The following is a 14,058-nucleotide window of genomic DNA, read 5'->3' as shown; positions in this document are numbered from 1 at the left end:
CGCGTTACGGCGGGTCTATAGCTGCCCTTGGGGCAAATGGCTACTCGACGCGGGTAAAGCTCCACCGCATGTCGGCTGCGTAGTCGAAAAGCCTTCCGAACAACACGATCTGTTTTGTCGCGCGCGGCTTGAGACGCGCGCGCTCCAGATAGACACTGGGCGCCAACGCGATCTCGCCGCCGCTGGCGCGAAACACCCACACCTCGCCGCTGTCCGGCACGAGTGAAACAGCTGCCCCGCCCATGTCGATCTCTGCATCGACGCCGGGGGCCAAGTGAAACCGGACCTGAAACGCGATCCCTCGCCCGCCCGAAGCTGCCAGGGCCTTGTCGCAGGTCAGACGCGCGTCCGGTTCCGGGGCGGCCAGCGTGTCGGTACCCTCCAACAGCTTCCCGTCTTCGGCCAGTGTCAGATGGCGCGCATGGACCAACCCATGCGTGGGCACGTAGCCGTTGTGAGTCATGAGCATCCCGGACATTTCTGCGTCTTCGAACGGTTGCGCCGTGACCAGAGAGGGGATGTCCGCTAAGACCTCTCGCGCATCGGGGTCAGCGCTGGTAGTCGTCAGCCGGGATGACGAAGTCCCGTCAAGACACAGTGTCGAATGGGACGCCGTAGCCCGCGCGGCCCGTTGCCATTCCGGCCCGAAGGTCGTCCCTGCCCCGCTGTTGACCACCAGCGGGCATCGCCCGGAGGTCAGTTCGAAGGCCAGGGTGCTTGCGTGTCCCGTCAACGCGCCCGCGCCGAGCGGAGGGGCCGCAGCATCGGCGATCACCGTCGATGTCCCACCGGAAAGACGCGCATACCCCATCACCACAGGGGCAGTCGCCGTGGTAGATACGCCTGTGCGCGACAAGGCCTCATCGAGCAGCCCTGCCGTCCCCCGCGTGCCGCCGTGGCACCGCACGAGGCCGCCATCCGCATGGCGCAGCGCACGCAGGGTCGGTGCGATTCGCCCGATTGCCCTGATGTGCTCTATCCCGGGTGACTCTCCGCGTTCTTCCAAAGCGTCGGCGGCCCATGTCAGCAGCATCAACACCTCGAGCAGGTCTTCGGGATTTCGGGAGGCGATGCCGCCTTGGGGTCCAATCTCGGTCGCGCAGACCTTGTCCAACTCGGCCTTTGCGGGGGCAACGCTGCCCTCGAGGCCAGACAAACTCATTCCCGCATATATCATTCCGGTCAGCGCATCGAAGCGCGGCCGCCCCGAAGGTGCGGTTTTCCAACGGCGGCTCAAATACACGCCCTGCTGTCCAAGTGCACGGAAGTACAATCGCGATACAGAAGATCCCTGCCCCCCAAGCAGGAAGAGCGCGTGCGCGATCCACCGCGTGATCCGTTGCGCGGTCAGGTCGGGTGTCCACCCCGGCCCACCGCCACGGCCAAATCGCGCGATCCAGTCGCTAAGCCAGGTCTGTGCGAGCGCCTGGGCCTGTGCGCCACCCAACGCCGCCAGATCGTCCAGCCACTTGAAGCCATGCAGGGCCTGTGCCCCCGGCCCACTGGCACCATCCGCGATATCCCACAGGCTGATCCCAGGGGCCTCGACCACCTCGCCGTCCAGCCGCACGACTCCGGCCAGAAGCTGCCGGCCGCGCGCGACCTCTCCGAAGCTTTGCGGCTGCGGGGTGGTGTGAAGCGTCGTCGGCGGTGGAGACAATCCGGCGCGCCACGCCTGCAGGCCATCTCCGATACGATAGCGCAGCGTGCGCGATCCCGTGGACCGCTCAAGATCGTACTTGAGACTGCCTGCCATGCGAAATTCGGTCTGCTCTGTTTTCCAACGCAGAGGTGACTGTAGGAGCGAGACCCTCCCACGTCATCGCTGAAAACACGGTTCAGGACGCTTTTGTAAAACCTGCGATGAAAAAGCCATCCACTCCGCCGATTTCCGCCCAATGATCCGGGCGCAGACGCAACGCGCCGCCGTCTGTCACCCACTCCGCAGGCAAATCCATCTCGGCGCATTTGGGCTCTAGGTCCCACGCGCGCAGGTTCGCGTGGCGTGTCAGCGCGGTTGCGGCCTGCGCCTCCCCCTCTTCCGGCATGAGCGAACAGGTGGCAAAGACAAGCCGTCCTCCGGGGCGCAGCAAACCAACCGCCCTGTCAAACAGGCGTGCTTGCAAGGCGGTGATGTCCGCGAGGTCCGACAGATCCCTGAGATATGGCAAATCCGGATGACGTCTCACCGTTCCGCTCGCAGAACACGGGGCATCCAGCAAAATCGCGTCAAACAGCATTGGAGGCGTGTAATTCAGCGCGTCCTCCACAATGGGTTTGGCCGCCAGTCGGGTGCGCGCGAGGTTTTCAGACACCCGCCTCATGCGCGCCTCTGAGATATCCAAAGCGGTAACTTTCGCGCCGGTTGCCGCAAGTTGAAGGGTCTTGCCGCCCGGTGCCGCACACATGTCCAGCACCCGCTCTGATGATTGTGCCGCCAGAAGGCGCGCTGGTAGAGCAGCCGCTGCGTCCTGAACCCACCATGCCCCTTCCGCATAACCCGGCAAGGCGCTGACCTGTTGGCCTGCGGGCAGGCGCAAACTGCCGCCTGGCAAAACCCGCGCGCCCAACGTCTCGGCCCATGTGGCAGCATCTTCTTGCGCCTTGAGTGTCAGGTCGAGCGGCGGGACGTGTACTTGCACGGCCTCCATCGCGGTCACGATCTTGCCGCCCCATGCCGCCACCAACGGCTTGCGAAAGGGCTTTGGCAAGGACGCGGGCGTTGCGGCCTGCCACTCGGCTGGATCGCGTCTCGCGATGTTTCGCAAAACGGCATTTACAAGACCGGGGGCCTTGCTGTCTGGCTGGGCGGCGCGGACCAGATCAACGGCGGCGTTCACCACCCCATGAGACGCAGCACCCGTACCCATTATCTCATACGTCGCGAGGCGAAGCGCATTATGCACGAAAAGACGCGGCGCAAGCCGTAGGTGCGGTCCCAACATCTGGTCGCACGTCCGCAAGTGGCGCAGTGTCTCGGTGGCAAGGCGCTGCGCCCGCGCGCGATCTTCCGGGACAAGCGTTGTCATCGGGCCGGACCCACGCGATAGAAGATCCGCAAGCGAGATACCATCCTCTAGAACGCCGGTCATCAGCCAGAGCGCAGCCGCACGCGCCGCGTGTTTTTCCGGGGTTTGCAAAACGGGTCCTCGCGCTCTGGGCATTGTCCTTCACCCCCCGCGCCGTATATCAACAGCCTATGACTGACAAGGAACCCACCCGAGCTGATATCGTCCTGTCGGACGCAGAAATGGAACGCCGCGCCGCGTTACCGGAAACGGCGCGCCGCGCGTTGGAAGAAGCGGATCTGCGCAAAGCGAAAGAAGCCGCCAAACCGGCCCTGCCGCCGGAACTGGGTGGCCGGGATGGACCGGAACCGGTGCGCTATGGGGACTGGGAAAAGAAAGGGATCGCGATAGATTTCTGATCGCGCGTCTTCTAGTCTTTCAAGCGGAAGTCCGCGCGGTCTCCGGCCCCTTCATCGGCGATAAACCGGATCTGGTCGTCCTGCACCTGAACCACCTGGCAGTTGGGCCCAAGGTCCTCATCCCCATAAGCGAGGTCGCGACAAAACAATCCGTTCCGCCACTGCCACGCCCCGGTCACAGGCTTTCGCAACGCGCGACCGGTAATCTGTCCCTCGCGCGTCACCTCCAGAACGATTGCAGAGCGCAGCAGGATCGGGCGCAGGAGCGAGAGGGACTTGCCCTCCACCAATTCAACAAAACGCGTTTCGGATGTGACACGTTCGAAAGCCAGAGCAGGCGTCGCACACAAGGTCAGTGACGCTGCGACGAAGCTGGCAGCAAACTTCATGGAGTGTTTCATAGCGAACCAGGGCCTCTTGTTGGGACATCCAGTGTACGCTGAAACCTGTGACAACAGATCAGTTTTTCATCTCACAGACCTGTGATCAGCCAAAAACTGCGCGCCTGCGGAAACTTACAGACCCAGCACATCCATCATATCGTAGGCGCCCGGGCCCTTGTCCTGCCCCCAAAGCGCGGCTTTCAAGGCGCCGCGCGCGAATACCGACCGGTCGGAAGCCATATGGCGCAGGACGATCCGCTCTCCGTCAGCGGCAAACATGACGTCGTGCTCGCCGACAATATCGCCCCCCCGGATTGCCGTGAAACCGATCGCCCCGCGCGCCCGCGCGCCCGTGATGCCGTCGCGTCCGCGATCTTCGACATCCGCCAGTTTGACGCCTCGTCCGTTGGCAGCGGCCTCTCCCAACATCAGCGCCGTTCCAGAGGGCGCATCGACCTTGTGACGGTGGTGGGCTTCGATCACCTCGATATCGTAATCCGCATCCAAAGCCGCAGCCACGCGCTCGGTCAGTTTCACGAGCAAATTGACCCCGAGGCTCATGTTGCCCGCCCGGACCATAACGGCATGACGCGCAGCGGCTTCAAGATGCTTGAGATCCTGAGCCGAGAAGCCCGTCGTCCCGATCACGTGCACAGCGCGCGCTTGAGCCGTAAGCTCGGCATGCGCCACCGTCGCGGCTGGCGCAGTAAAATCAATCACCGCTTGTGCACTGGAGAAGGCCTCCAACGGGTCATCGGTTACTTTGACGCCGCGCTCGGCTCCGCCCATTGCGACGCCGATATCTTGCCCGATCCAGTCATGACCGGGACGCTCGGTCACGCCCACCAGTTCTGCCTTGTCAGAAGCATTCACCGTCTCGATCAACATCTGACCCATGCGGCCGGAGCCGCCCGTGATGACTATTCCCGGCAATTCGCCCATGCGCCTGTCCTTCCACAACGGTGTAGACTGCGTCTTATCGCGCAAGTTTTGCCGGCGCAAACAGCGTGTGTTGCCAGACGCGGCCGGTGAAGGTACACGAGCGCTCTGAAAAGGATCAGGGCATGGCAAAATCACGGTTCGATACGGGCGGCGGCCCGTCACAACGGCAGCTTCGCGTCGGCGAGTTGATCCGCAGGACCTTGTCGTCCGTGCTGGCGCAGGGTGACATTCACGACCCTGACCTGAACCGAATGTCGATCACTGTCGGCGAAGTGCGCACCTCGCCTGACCTGAAGGTCGCAACCGCCTTCGTCCTGCCCTTGGGCGGAGACGGCAAGCAAGATGCCCTCGACGCGCTCCGTCGCAATCGTCACGAACTGCGTCGGGCTGTTTCCAAGGAACTGACGCTCAAGTTCTCACCGGAACTGCGGTTCCAGATCGATGAGACATTTGACCGAATGGATGAAACGCGTCGCCTCCTGAACGAGGAGAAGGTTCAACAGGATCTCGCATCGGACCGGACCGAGGACTGACCCTTGGCACGTCGCAAGAAAGGCCGCGATATTTCGGGCTGGCTGGTCATCGACAAACCCGCCGGTCTCAGTTCGAACGCGATCGTCAACAAGGTGCGGTGGGCATTCGACGCAAGGAAGGCAGGGCATGCCGGAACGCTTGACCCGGAAGCCACCGGCGTGCTGGCCATTGCTCTGGGCGAGGCAACGAAGACCGTGCCATACATCACCGACGCGCTCAAAGCCTACACGTTCACCATGAGGCTCGGGCAGGCAACAGAAACCGACGATGCCGAAGGCGAGGTCACCAAGACCTCGGATGCACGCCCGGATGACGAGGCTATCCGCGCTGCACTGCCTGCGTTTGTTGGCGACATTCAGCAAGTTCCACCGCAATTCTCAGCCGTCAAGATCGATGGCGCACGCGCATACGCCCGCGCCCGCGCTGGCGAGGATGTCGAGATAGCCGCCCGCCCGCTGCATGTGGACAGTTTGACGATGCTTGCGCGCCCGGATGAAGATCACGTGACGTTGAACCTCGTCTGCGGCAAGGGGGGCTATGTGCGTTCAATCGCGCGCGATCTCGGCGAAACGCTTGGATGCTTCGCTCATGTCCGCGAGTTACGGAGAATATGGTCGGGTCCGTTCGAAGTGACAGATGCTGTGACCCTCGATACAATCGAGGATCTTGCGAAAGACCGCGCACTCGACAGTCTCTTGCTGCCTTTGGAAACCGGTCTTTCGACTCTCCCCGAGTTGCGGTGCACGGCCGAAGCCGCAAGCAGGATCAGGCACGGCAACCCGGCCGAGGTTCTGACCTCGGATGCCGAATATGGGGAGGAGGCGTGGGCCTCCTGCGATGGCCAGCCTGTAGCTGTCGGCATATACCGGGCGGGTCTCTTGCACCCCACCCGGGTGTTCAACCTGCCCGACTAACCGGCCAGTTTCACCTTTCGCAGGTATGGCAAGACAGCTTCGAAACTGCCGAACTTCGCCTTAGCGTCCGCATCGCTGACCGAGGGCGGCACGATGACGTCCTGCCCCGTGACCCAGTTTGCGGGTGTTGCCACGCCCTGACCCGCGGAGGTCTGCAAGGCATCGAGCGCGCGGACAATCTCTCCGAAGTTCCGGCCAACAGTCATTGGATAGGTCATCGACAGCTTCAGCTGTTTGTCCGGCCCGATGATGAAGACCGACCGTACAGTGGCGCTGTCCGCTGGTGTCCGGCCATCGGGAAGGTACGCTTCGGCAGGCAGCATGTCGAACGCTTTGGACACTTCGAGCCCCTCGTCCGCGATGATTGGAAATCCGACTTCGGCTCCACCAACTTTCTCGATGTCACCGATCCACTTGCGATGGTCGTCGACACCATCGACTGAAACCCCAATGACTTTTGTGTTGCGCTTGGCCCATTCGTCAGCCAGTTGCGCTACGGCACCGAACTCCGTCGTGCAAACCGGCGTGAAATCCTTTGGGTGGCTGAACAGGATCGCCCAGCTGTCACCAATCCAGTCGTGAAACGTGATCTCCCCTTGATTGGTTTGGGCAGTGAAATCGGGAACGGTATCATTGATGCGCAGGGCCATGGTAAACCTCCTTCGGACTCGGCGATGGCTGAAAACCTAGGGAGTGCATTCGCACAGCGGTAGATCAGATCGCAACTTTGTGCGCCGCCAACGAAAAGAGGCGCGCCGATTGACCGCCGCGCCTCTTTTTCAGTCAAGGTGGGCGTGTCAGCCCGCGATCATTTCAGACTGGCGCACGATTACCTCGGCCTGCTTGATAGAGGCGATGTCCACAAGGCGCCCTTTGTAAACGGTCGCACCGGCCCCTTCTGCTTTGGCCTGTTCCATGGCGGCAAGGATTTCGCGCGCTTCAGTCACCGCTTCGTCAGAGGGCGTGAAAACCTCGTTCGCAAGCGCAACCTGCTTGGGATGGATGGCCCATTTGCCGACCATGCCAAGTGTCGCAGAGCGTTTGGCCTGCGCGACGAACCCGTCATCATCCGAGAAATCACCAAACGGACCATCCACCGGCAGCACGCCATGGGTCCGGCAGGCCGCGACAATGGCCGCCTGCGCCCAGTGCCACGGGTCTGACCAGTGCTTCACACCCTCGCGGATCATGTAGTAGTTTTCCTGCGTCCCGCCGATACCGGTGGTCTGCATGCCCATGCTGGCCGCGAAATCTGCGGCCCCCAGGCTCATCGCCTGCAGGCGCGGAGAGGCAGCTGCGATTTCCTCGACATGGGCGATACCGGCTGCGGATTCAATGATCACCTCGAAGCTGATCGGTTTGGTCCGGCCTTTGGCGGTCTCGATCGCCGTGACCAGCGCATCGACCGCGTAGATATCCGCCGCACACCCGACTTTCGGGATCATGATCTGATCAATCCGGTCGGATGCGTTTTCCAGAAGGTCAACGACGTCTCGATACCAGTAGGGCGTGTCCAACCCGTTGATCCGGACACTCAGGTACTTGCTGTTCCAATCCACATCACCAATGGCCTGAATGATGTTCTTGCGTGCCTCGGGCTTGTCATCAGGCGCGACGGAATCCTCCAGGTCCAGGTTGATCACATCTGCGGCTGACCCCGCCATCTTCTCGAAAATCGCAGGACGCGAGCCCGGACCGAACAACTGGCAACGATTTGGACGGGAGGGGGCCTGCGGTTGTATGCGGAAGCTCATCGGGGACTCCATAGAGTAAGGATATTTCGCGTTTGCCTACGCGCGGAGATAGAATATTGCGCATACGCCCGCAAGTGACATTTGCGCGCGCAGCATTGCATCCGCAGCGATCAGGCTGACGTTTTCGAGTTTCGACCTTCGGGCAGTTGGTCTTCGGGGAATCCCGCTTCCACCATCAACCGGTTCGAGGCGGCCTCAACGGTATCCTCCACTTCTGCCATGAAAGCATCGAGCGGTTGGCCCGGCGCAATCGGTGGCAAGAACTCCACCACTGCCAAACCGGGTTTGCGCAGAATACCATGACGCGGCCAGAAAACGCCGACGTTTGTCGCTGCTGGAATAACCTGCTGGTCCAGCTCGGAATAAAGCGCTCCGACACCAACCTTGTAGGTTTTGTAAGCGCCTGCGCCGACCCGCGTACCTTGTGGGTAAATCACCAGTTGGCCTTTTGGCGCGTCCGGGTCGAGCACGGCTGCGACCATGTCCTGCACCGCCTTTGCGCCCTTCCCGCGATCAACCGGGATGCAGCCGATACGCCCGACGTACCATCCGAAGATGGGCGCGTATCGCAACTCCTTCTTCATGACGAAGCGGGGGCGGGGAATGACCGACACAATCAAAAGAATATCGAAAAAGCTTTGGTGCTTGGCCGCAATGATCACTTCGCCTTGAGGTATCTCACCACGAATCTCGGACCTCAAGCCGACCATCCATGCCGCCGACCAGCGCACGTAACGGCAGTAGACCCTGTGGGCGATATAGGCCCCGTCGTCGCGCAGGAAGACAATCGGCAGGAAGAAGAGCGCCATCAACGCCATCATCAGGTACATTTGAGCGATGAAAAACAAAGACCTGATCCACTGCATCACGCCATCCTCCGCAACATCCGCAGCGCAGCAAAACGAGTTGCAACATAGGCCACGACAATCGCTGCAACGGGGATCATCGGAACGAAGAGCCAGCTTGCTCCTGAAAAGCCCAACCCATCAAAAATCGTTTCGGCGCCATGTCCGCTCGGCAACAACATCAGGGCGACGACAGCCGTTCCGGCACCAACCAGTGACCCAAGAAGCGCGCGCGTTGCAAAGCGACGTACAAAGGCACGGGCAATCGTGATATCCCGAGCGCCGACCAACCGGAGCACCCGGATGACCTGTGCATTTGCCGCCAGAGCCGAGTTTGCAGCAAGCGTGATCATCGCTGCCATCGCCCCTCCGATCAGCACGACCGCCACCAGACCGACGAGCCGCAAATGCTCTGCCGCGGCAACGAACGGACGGCGCCACCGCGTGTGGTCGTCCAATGCAGCCCCCGGAGCTTCGGCCGCAAGGCGCAACCGCAGGTTATCCGGATCGAAACCCTCTGCGGTTTCGAGCACTTCGATCAACCGGGGTATCGGCAATGTCTCAACTGGCAACGTCGTGCCAAACCATGGCGCGAGAAGCGCTTGTTGCTCTTCGGTGGTCAGAACCCGCGCTTCGGCCACGCCCGGCGTTGTTTCGAGCGCGGCAAGAACCGCGCGCGTTTGCGCTTCCACCTGGCCGGGTGGCGCTGACAGGCGCACCGTCGCTGTGCGGGCCATCGCATCCGACCAGCGCGTCGCCAGTTGTGAACTTGCCAGGGAAAGCGCAACGGCAAAAACTGCAAGAAATGCCATCGCTGCGGAGGTGAATAGCGTCAGGCGTGCCGTGAAACCTGAGGGCGGCACGATGTCGTTGATGCGCAGATCAATCGGAGTGCCGCTCACAGACCCGCTCCCGCCAGTTGCAACTCGCCGCCCGCCAACCGCATAACCCGAGTCGCAGTCTGGCTCTTGGCCTGTCGGATCAGCGCCAGGTCATGCGTCGCCAAAAGGATCGCCTTGCCCATCCGGTTCAATTCTACCAGCAGCGCAAGCAGACGTTGCGACATCTCCCAGTCGATGTTGCCGGTCGGTTCATCCGCCAGGATCACGTCCGGATCCATCATCACCGCACGCGCCAAAGCCGCGCGCTGGCGCTCGCCACCGGACAACTGTGCGGGCAGCGCATTGCGGTGGTCTGCCAAACCAACCCATTTCAGCAATTCGTCCAGATCACCTGTTGGCACCGGGCGCCCGCCCACGGTCAGCGGCAGCGCAATGTTGTCAGCCACGCTCAGATGTTCGAGAAACTGGCAATCCTGGTGCACCACACCGATGCGTTGTCGCGTCAGGGCCACCTGATCACGCCCCAGTTCGGCCGCTTGCCGCCCGAAAACCGTGACGTTTCCCTTCTCGGGGAGCAGGTCGAGATAGCAGAGCCGCATGAAGGTGGTTTTGCCGGCGCCGGATGGCCCGGTGAGAAAGTAGAAGTCACCCTCGTTCAAACTGAGGTTCACGTCCGAAAACAAACGCCGCTTGCCATAGCCAAATGCGACATGGGCCAATTCGATCATGAACGTGCACTCTCCTGATGATGCGCGGCTTTGTTACCCTTGCGTGTTGGCAGTTGCAATTGCGGCTCAAGACCGTGATCATGCTCTGGATCAAGTTATTGAGGAAACCGAACCCGAAAACGGGCGGGGTACGTCGACGGCATGCAACAAACTCGAACGGAGGCCGGTGTACGATGCGGCTGACATGCCCCAATTGCGGAGCACAGTATGAGGTTGCCGACAGCGCCATACCAGCGCGCGGTCGTGACGTTCAGTGCTCCAGCTGTGGGCATGCCTGGTTCGAACGTCCGTCTGACGCGGCTGTAGCCAAACCGGTGCTCCGACCCGCGCCCAAGCCGCCATCACTGGCTGCTGCAATGCGCGCGGGGCGTGAGCAGGACGACGAAGCCGAGGCAGACGCTCCGATCCAGACACCCGCAAAGCGCGAACTGGATCCTGCGGTTGCGGAGATACTCAGGGCAGAGGCCACACGGGAAGCCCGCGAACGGCGTCAGGAAGCCGGCGCAGCGTTCGAAGCACAACAAGAATTCGCTCTGGACCCGGAACCGGACCATGACAGCATGGACAGCCCCCCGACGGACGTCGCGGTGCACCCGACCGCAGCCCCGAAGAAACGCAGATCACAGGTTCCGAGACGCGATCTTCTGCCGGATATCGAAGAGATCAACTCCAGCCTGCGTGCGAAGTCGGTGTTGCGCGCAAGCGCCGCCGAGGCGCTGACCGAGGAAGAACTCGAAGAACGCGCGCGGCGAGGACGGGGGTTCCGCATGGGGTTCTCCAGCATCCTTCTGGTCGTGCTCTTTGCGCTTTTGTTGTACAGCTACGCCGACAGGATCGTTGTCGCAGCACCGGGCTTGCGAGCGCCTGTCGAAGTGTATGTGGACCAGATCAATGCATTGCGGCTATGGCTCGACGGGCAAATGGCCAACGGTGCGCGCGCGATTTCCGGGGTTTTGCAAGGCGCTGGAAACTGACAACCCGCTGAGGGTCAGAACCGTTCCAATAGCCGCTTGAGATAGTCGAGTTCAACGTCCGGACGGTCCTGCTCTCCAGAGCGACGGCGGATTTCATCCAACAACTCTTGCGCGCGGCGATACCGGTCTTCGCCCTGCAACATGTTCTCATCCGTACCGAGGCGGCCCTGATTTCCGGCCTCACGGCCAAGCGGGTCGCGTTGCGCATTCGGCGCATTGCCTTCGGCGCGGCCTTGCTGGCCGCCGGGCTGTTGCTGCTGCTGTTGCTGGGCCATTTGCTCGCCAAGGTTCTGCATGCCCTCGCGGATCGCATCCATCGCGTCGGACTGATTGTCCATCGCTTCCGCAAGATCACCCTGTTCCAGTGAGTCTGCAGCATCCTCCATCGAGCGGCCCGCGCGATCCAATGCATCGCGCGCGGCATCACCAAGTTCCGTTCCCTGTCCGGGCAGGTTTTCGGCCTGTTCACCGAGAAGATCGCGCAATTGCTCCTGCCGCTGCGCGAGCGTGTCCGCATCCGGCAGGCCGCCCTGACCTTGACCCGGTTGCTGATTTTGCCCTTGTCCGCCGGGTTGCTGACCCTGACCGAATTGTTGTCCTTGGCCCGGTTGCTGGCCCTGCCCGGGTTGGCCGGGTTGACCTTGCCCTTGCTGACCCTGACCCGGCTGCTGGCCGTTTTGGCCTTGCTGCTGGCCCTGTTGGCCCTGTTGCTGACCTTGCTGGTTCTGCAGATCACGAAACGCCTCGTCCGCAAGCTCTTGCTGTTGACGGAGGGTTTCCTGCAGGCCTTCCATGGCCTGTTCGCCTTGGCTTTGGCCTTGCTGGCCTTGCTGCCCCTGAGCCATCTGCATATTCTGCATCATCTGCATCATCTGATCGAGCAGGGCCTGAGCCTCGTCCATGCGGCCCTGTTCCATAAGCTCCTGCAGGCGGTCCATCATGTCCTGCATCTGATCCCCGGTGATTTCCTGCATGTCTTCGGGGTTCTGCTGGTTCTCGGCAAGGTTGCCGTTTTCCATGTCGCGCTGAAACTGCTCGGCCATCTCGCGCATCATGTCGCGCATTGCCTCGCGCAACTCCTGCATGAGCTGCTCGATCTCTTCCGGCGTCGCCCCATTCCGCATGGCCTCGGACAATTGTTCCTGCGCGCGGCGCAGGCGTTCCGACGCGTTCGCGAGATCGCCCTCTTCGAACTGAAGTGCGGCCTGCCAAAGTGCATCCGCGACCTCTTGTTGAAGTTCGGGGGTGACATCCGTCTCAATCCCGACAATCAGTTGCGACAGCGCCGTACGCAACATCAGATAGCCGGTCTCGTTGGTGATGAACCCTTCGGGAAGATGACTGATAGCCAGCAGAACCTGACTGACCCGCGTGGCGTTGTCCCGCGTCCACAGCAGATCACGCCGTTGTTCGACAAGCGCGCGGGCCATTGGGTCGAAGAACCGCCGTCCCGGCAACACCATTTGAAACGGCGCGGAACTTCCGGTTTGGCGCAGATCGTCCTCAGCGGTAAAGGTGATCGTCACCGGCAGGTTTGCCCATGGATGTTCGGAAAAGTTGTCGACCAGAACTTCGGTGAAATCCGAGCGATCCCCGGAGAGCGCCATCGGAATGTTAACCACCACATCTTCGCGTGGCTCAGGCTCCGCGCGAAGCCCGTAGATGCGTTCGACCTCCGGCAGATCGAGCCTGAGCGTCGCGTACCCGCCTGCCACAGCGTAATCATCAGTGGCCTGAAACGGCAGTTCCATTTCTCCCATCGCGTTTCGCGAGACTGCACCGACCACGGCAATGGCAGGTGGCGCGTCCGGCGTGACGAGCAGTTCGAATGTGCGCGGGACCTCTCCGCCGATGGTCAGGGCGCCGGTTCGGGTAGCGGTATATTCCTGCGCCGGCGCATCGGACCCTTCGGCAACCTGCGTGTCCGACACGCTTTCGGTGATCCGAATGCGGCCTTCGCCATCATAGAGCCGCAAGGTGATGCGACTGCCCTCCGGTATCTCAAGTTCGGCTTGCGAGATTTCGTTCAGATAAAGCCCGGGCTTGCCAGTGTACGCGGGCGGGTTGATCCACCCCTCCCATGCCGGACCGGTTGCCAATGCCTGACCACCCGGCGCCGCATCGCGCCCGAGATCACGAACCTGCCCGATGCCGCCGAACAGCAGCGCAATCGCAAGTGCGCAGGCCGCAACATACCGGAGCGCATAAGGATCACGCTCGGACAGGCGCAAATCCGGCGTAACAGCCTTGGCCCCTTTCGCGCGCTCCGCGACGCGGCGCAAATGTGCCTGCCAGACCGCTTGAGATGCCGAATCGCCAGACCCGATCGCCTGGGCATCAGACAAAGTTTCGATCGGTCGCCCGGGCAGCGTTTGGTCGAGCCGGGTTTCCGCCTCCGAACGGGTTGGCAATGCAAACCGTCGCAACCCCCAAAGAGCCGCCGCGCCGGCACTGGCCAGAGCGACGATGACGAAAGCCCAGAAGGCCTCGAGCGGCAATCCCAGAGGGGCAAGAAAGACAAAAACGGTCAGGGACAGCGCCATAACCGACCAAAGCGGCCAGAATGACCTGAAAACGCGTTCCGCGAACATGCCGACCTGGGTCAGTTTGCGAGGCATTTCAAGCGCTGCAAGCGCCGAAGTTTCAGTTGCTGCGGGACGGTGTTCCGAACGCGCCGCTGAGGGATCTGGCATAGGTCGGTCCTGACAGGCCGCG

At 61.9% G+C, this 14,058-nt stretch carries 14 protein-coding genes; 4 read left to right on the top strand and 10 right to left on the bottom strand.

The window, feature by feature from the left end:
* Positions 1 to 40 precede the first annotated feature (40 nt).
* Both ACP15N_RS15280 and ACP15N_RS15275 read right to left on the bottom strand, forming a co-directional pair.
* Positions 41 to 1,756 carry a heparinase II/III family protein gene (locus ACP15N_RS15280; RefSeq protein WP_425093187.1) on the bottom strand — a complete coding sequence of 572 codons (1,716 nt, stop codon included), beginning with the start codon at positions 1,754 to 1,756 and terminating at the stop codon, positions 41 to 43.
* Between the two features lie 82 nt (positions 1,757 to 1,838).
* Positions 1,839 to 3,164, bottom strand: a complete 1,326-nt coding sequence (locus tag ACP15N_RS15275) for an RsmB/NOP family class I SAM-dependent RNA methyltransferase (protein WP_425093186.1) — start codon at positions 3,162 to 3,164, stop codon at positions 1,839 to 1,841.
* A 35-nt stretch (positions 3,165 to 3,199) separates the two neighbouring features.
* Between ACP15N_RS15275 and ACP15N_RS15270 the strand changes: the two genes are divergently transcribed.
* Positions 3,200 to 3,427 (top strand): DUF1674 domain-containing protein, encoded by a 228-nt coding sequence (locus ACP15N_RS15270; protein ID WP_425093185.1) that lies wholly within the window; start codon positions 3,200 to 3,202, stop codon positions 3,425 to 3,427.
* Positions 3,428 to 3,438: 11 nt separating this feature from the next.
* Here ACP15N_RS15270 and ACP15N_RS15265 read toward each other — a convergent pair whose 3' ends face one another.
* A complete protein-coding gene (locus ACP15N_RS15265; RefSeq protein ID WP_425093184.1) occupies positions 3,439 to 3,816 on the bottom strand; it encodes a dihydrodipicolinate reductase in 378 nt (125 codons plus the stop codon).
* Between the two features lie 126 nt (positions 3,817 to 3,942).
* Positions 3,943 to 4,752, bottom strand: a complete 810-nt coding sequence (gene dapB / locus ACP15N_RS15260) for a 4-hydroxy-tetrahydrodipicolinate reductase (RefSeq protein ID WP_425093183.1) — start codon at positions 4,750 to 4,752, stop codon at positions 3,943 to 3,945.
* 122 nt (positions 4,753 to 4,874) lie between these two features.
* On the opposite strand from dapB, the gene rbfA reads away from it, so the two are divergent.
* A complete protein-coding gene (gene rbfA / locus ACP15N_RS15255) occupies positions 4,875 to 5,285 on the top strand; it encodes a 30S ribosome-binding factor RbfA (RefSeq protein WP_425093182.1) in 411 nt (136 codons plus the stop codon).
* Positions 5,286 to 5,288: 3 nt separating this feature from the next.
* Positions 5,289 to 6,200, top strand: coding sequence for a tRNA pseudouridine(55) synthase TruB (truB, locus tag ACP15N_RS15250; RefSeq protein WP_425093181.1), 912 nt, complete (start codon positions 5,289 to 5,291; stop codon positions 6,198 to 6,200).
* Here the strand turns inward: truB and ACP15N_RS15245 are convergent.
* The 5 genes from ACP15N_RS15245 to ACP15N_RS15225 all read right to left on the bottom strand — a co-directional run bounded on the left by ACP15N_RS15245 (position 6,197) and on the right by ACP15N_RS15225 (position 10,369).
* The gene (locus tag ACP15N_RS15245; protein WP_425093180.1) at positions 6,197 to 6,850 is read right to left on the bottom strand and encodes a peroxiredoxin; all 654 of its coding nucleotides are present in this window, start codon (positions 6,848 to 6,850) and stop codon (positions 6,197 to 6,199) included. The genes truB and ACP15N_RS15245 overlap by 4 nt on opposite strands.
* Positions 6,851 to 6,997: 147 nt before the next feature.
* Positions 6,998 to 7,954, bottom strand: coding sequence for an L-malyl-CoA/beta-methylmalyl-CoA lyase (locus ACP15N_RS15240; protein ID WP_425093178.1), 957 nt, complete (start codon positions 7,952 to 7,954; stop codon positions 6,998 to 7,000).
* Between the two features lie 110 nt (positions 7,955 to 8,064).
* A complete protein-coding gene (locus ACP15N_RS15235; protein WP_425093177.1) occupies positions 8,065 to 8,820 on the bottom strand; it encodes a lysophospholipid acyltransferase family protein in 756 nt (251 codons plus the stop codon).
* A complete protein-coding gene (locus ACP15N_RS15230) occupies positions 8,820 to 9,701 on the bottom strand; it encodes a cell division protein FtsX (protein ID WP_425093176.1) in 882 nt (293 codons plus the stop codon). Before ACP15N_RS15230 ends, ACP15N_RS15235 begins: the two co-directional genes overlap by 1 nt.
* Positions 9,698 to 10,369, bottom strand: coding sequence for a cell division ATP-binding protein FtsE (locus ACP15N_RS15225; RefSeq protein WP_425093175.1), 672 nt, complete (start codon positions 10,367 to 10,369; stop codon positions 9,698 to 9,700). Before ACP15N_RS15225 ends, ACP15N_RS15230 begins: the two co-directional genes overlap by 4 nt.
* 173 nt (positions 10,370 to 10,542) lie before the next feature.
* On the opposite strand from ACP15N_RS15225, the gene ACP15N_RS15220 reads away from it, so the two are divergent.
* On the top strand, positions 10,543 to 11,343 hold the full coding sequence (locus tag ACP15N_RS15220; protein WP_425093174.1) for a zinc-ribbon domain-containing protein: 801 nt from the start codon (positions 10,543 to 10,545) through the stop codon (positions 11,341 to 11,343).
* Positions 11,344 to 11,357: 14 nt separating this feature from the next.
* Here the strand turns inward: ACP15N_RS15220 and ACP15N_RS15215 are convergent, their stop codons facing one another.
* Positions 11,358 to 14,036: a TIGR02302 family protein gene (locus tag ACP15N_RS15215; protein ID WP_425093173.1), complete on the bottom strand. Its 2,679-nt coding sequence runs from the start codon at positions 14,034 to 14,036 to the stop codon at positions 11,358 to 11,360.
* Positions 14,037 to 14,058 lie beyond the last annotated feature (22 nt).

Source organism: Tropicimonas sp. S265A (genome assembly GCF_049800835.1).
Classification (GTDB): domain Bacteria; phylum Pseudomonadota; class Alphaproteobacteria; order Rhodobacterales; family Rhodobacteraceae; genus Dinoroseobacter.
This window is presented reverse-complemented; position numbering and strand designations above follow the sequence as displayed.

What these genes read in the sequence shown, in the direction of transcription:
- ACP15N_RS15280 (WP_425093187.1), bottom strand. Translation starts at nt 1,756, where the DNA reads ATGGCAGGCAGTCTCAAGTACGATCTTGAGCGGTCCACGGGATCGCGC.
- ACP15N_RS15275 (WP_425093186.1), bottom strand. Translation starts at nt 3,164, where the DNA reads ATGCCCAGAGCGCGAGGACCCGTTTTGCAAACCCCGGAAAAACACGCG.
- ACP15N_RS15270 (WP_425093185.1), top strand. Translation starts at nt 3,200, where the DNA reads ATGACTGACAAGGAACCCACCCGAGCTGATATCGTCCTGTCGGACGCA.
- ACP15N_RS15265 (WP_425093184.1), bottom strand. Translation starts at nt 3,816, where the DNA reads ATGAAGTTTGCTGCCAGCTTCGTCGCAGCGTCACTGACCTTGTGTGCG.
- dapB (WP_425093183.1), bottom strand. Translation starts at nt 4,752, where the DNA reads ATGGGCGAATTGCCGGGAATAGTCATCACGGGCGGCTCCGGCCGCATG.
- rbfA (WP_425093182.1), top strand. Translation starts at nt 4,875, where the DNA reads ATGGCAAAATCACGGTTCGATACGGGCGGCGGCCCGTCACAACGGCAG.
- ACP15N_RS15245 (WP_425093180.1), bottom strand. Translation starts at nt 6,850, where the DNA reads ATGGCCCTGCGCATCAATGATACCGTTCCCGATTTCACTGCCCAAACC.
- ACP15N_RS15240 (WP_425093178.1), bottom strand. Translation starts at nt 7,954, where the DNA reads ATGAGCTTCCGCATACAACCGCAGGCCCCCTCCCGTCCAAATCGTTGC.
- ACP15N_RS15235 (WP_425093177.1), bottom strand. Translation starts at nt 8,820, where the DNA reads ATGCAGTGGATCAGGTCTTTGTTTTTCATCGCTCAAATGTACCTGATG.
- ACP15N_RS15225 (WP_425093175.1), bottom strand. Translation starts at nt 10,369, where the DNA reads ATGATCGAATTGGCCCATGTCGCATTTGGCTATGGCAAGCGGCGTTTG.
- ACP15N_RS15220 (WP_425093174.1), top strand. Translation starts at nt 10,543, where the DNA reads ATGCGGCTGACATGCCCCAATTGCGGAGCACAGTATGAGGTTGCCGAC.
- ACP15N_RS15215 (WP_425093173.1), bottom strand. Translation starts at nt 14,036, where the DNA reads ATGCCAGATCCCTCAGCGGCGCGTTCGGAACACCGTCCCGCAGCAACT.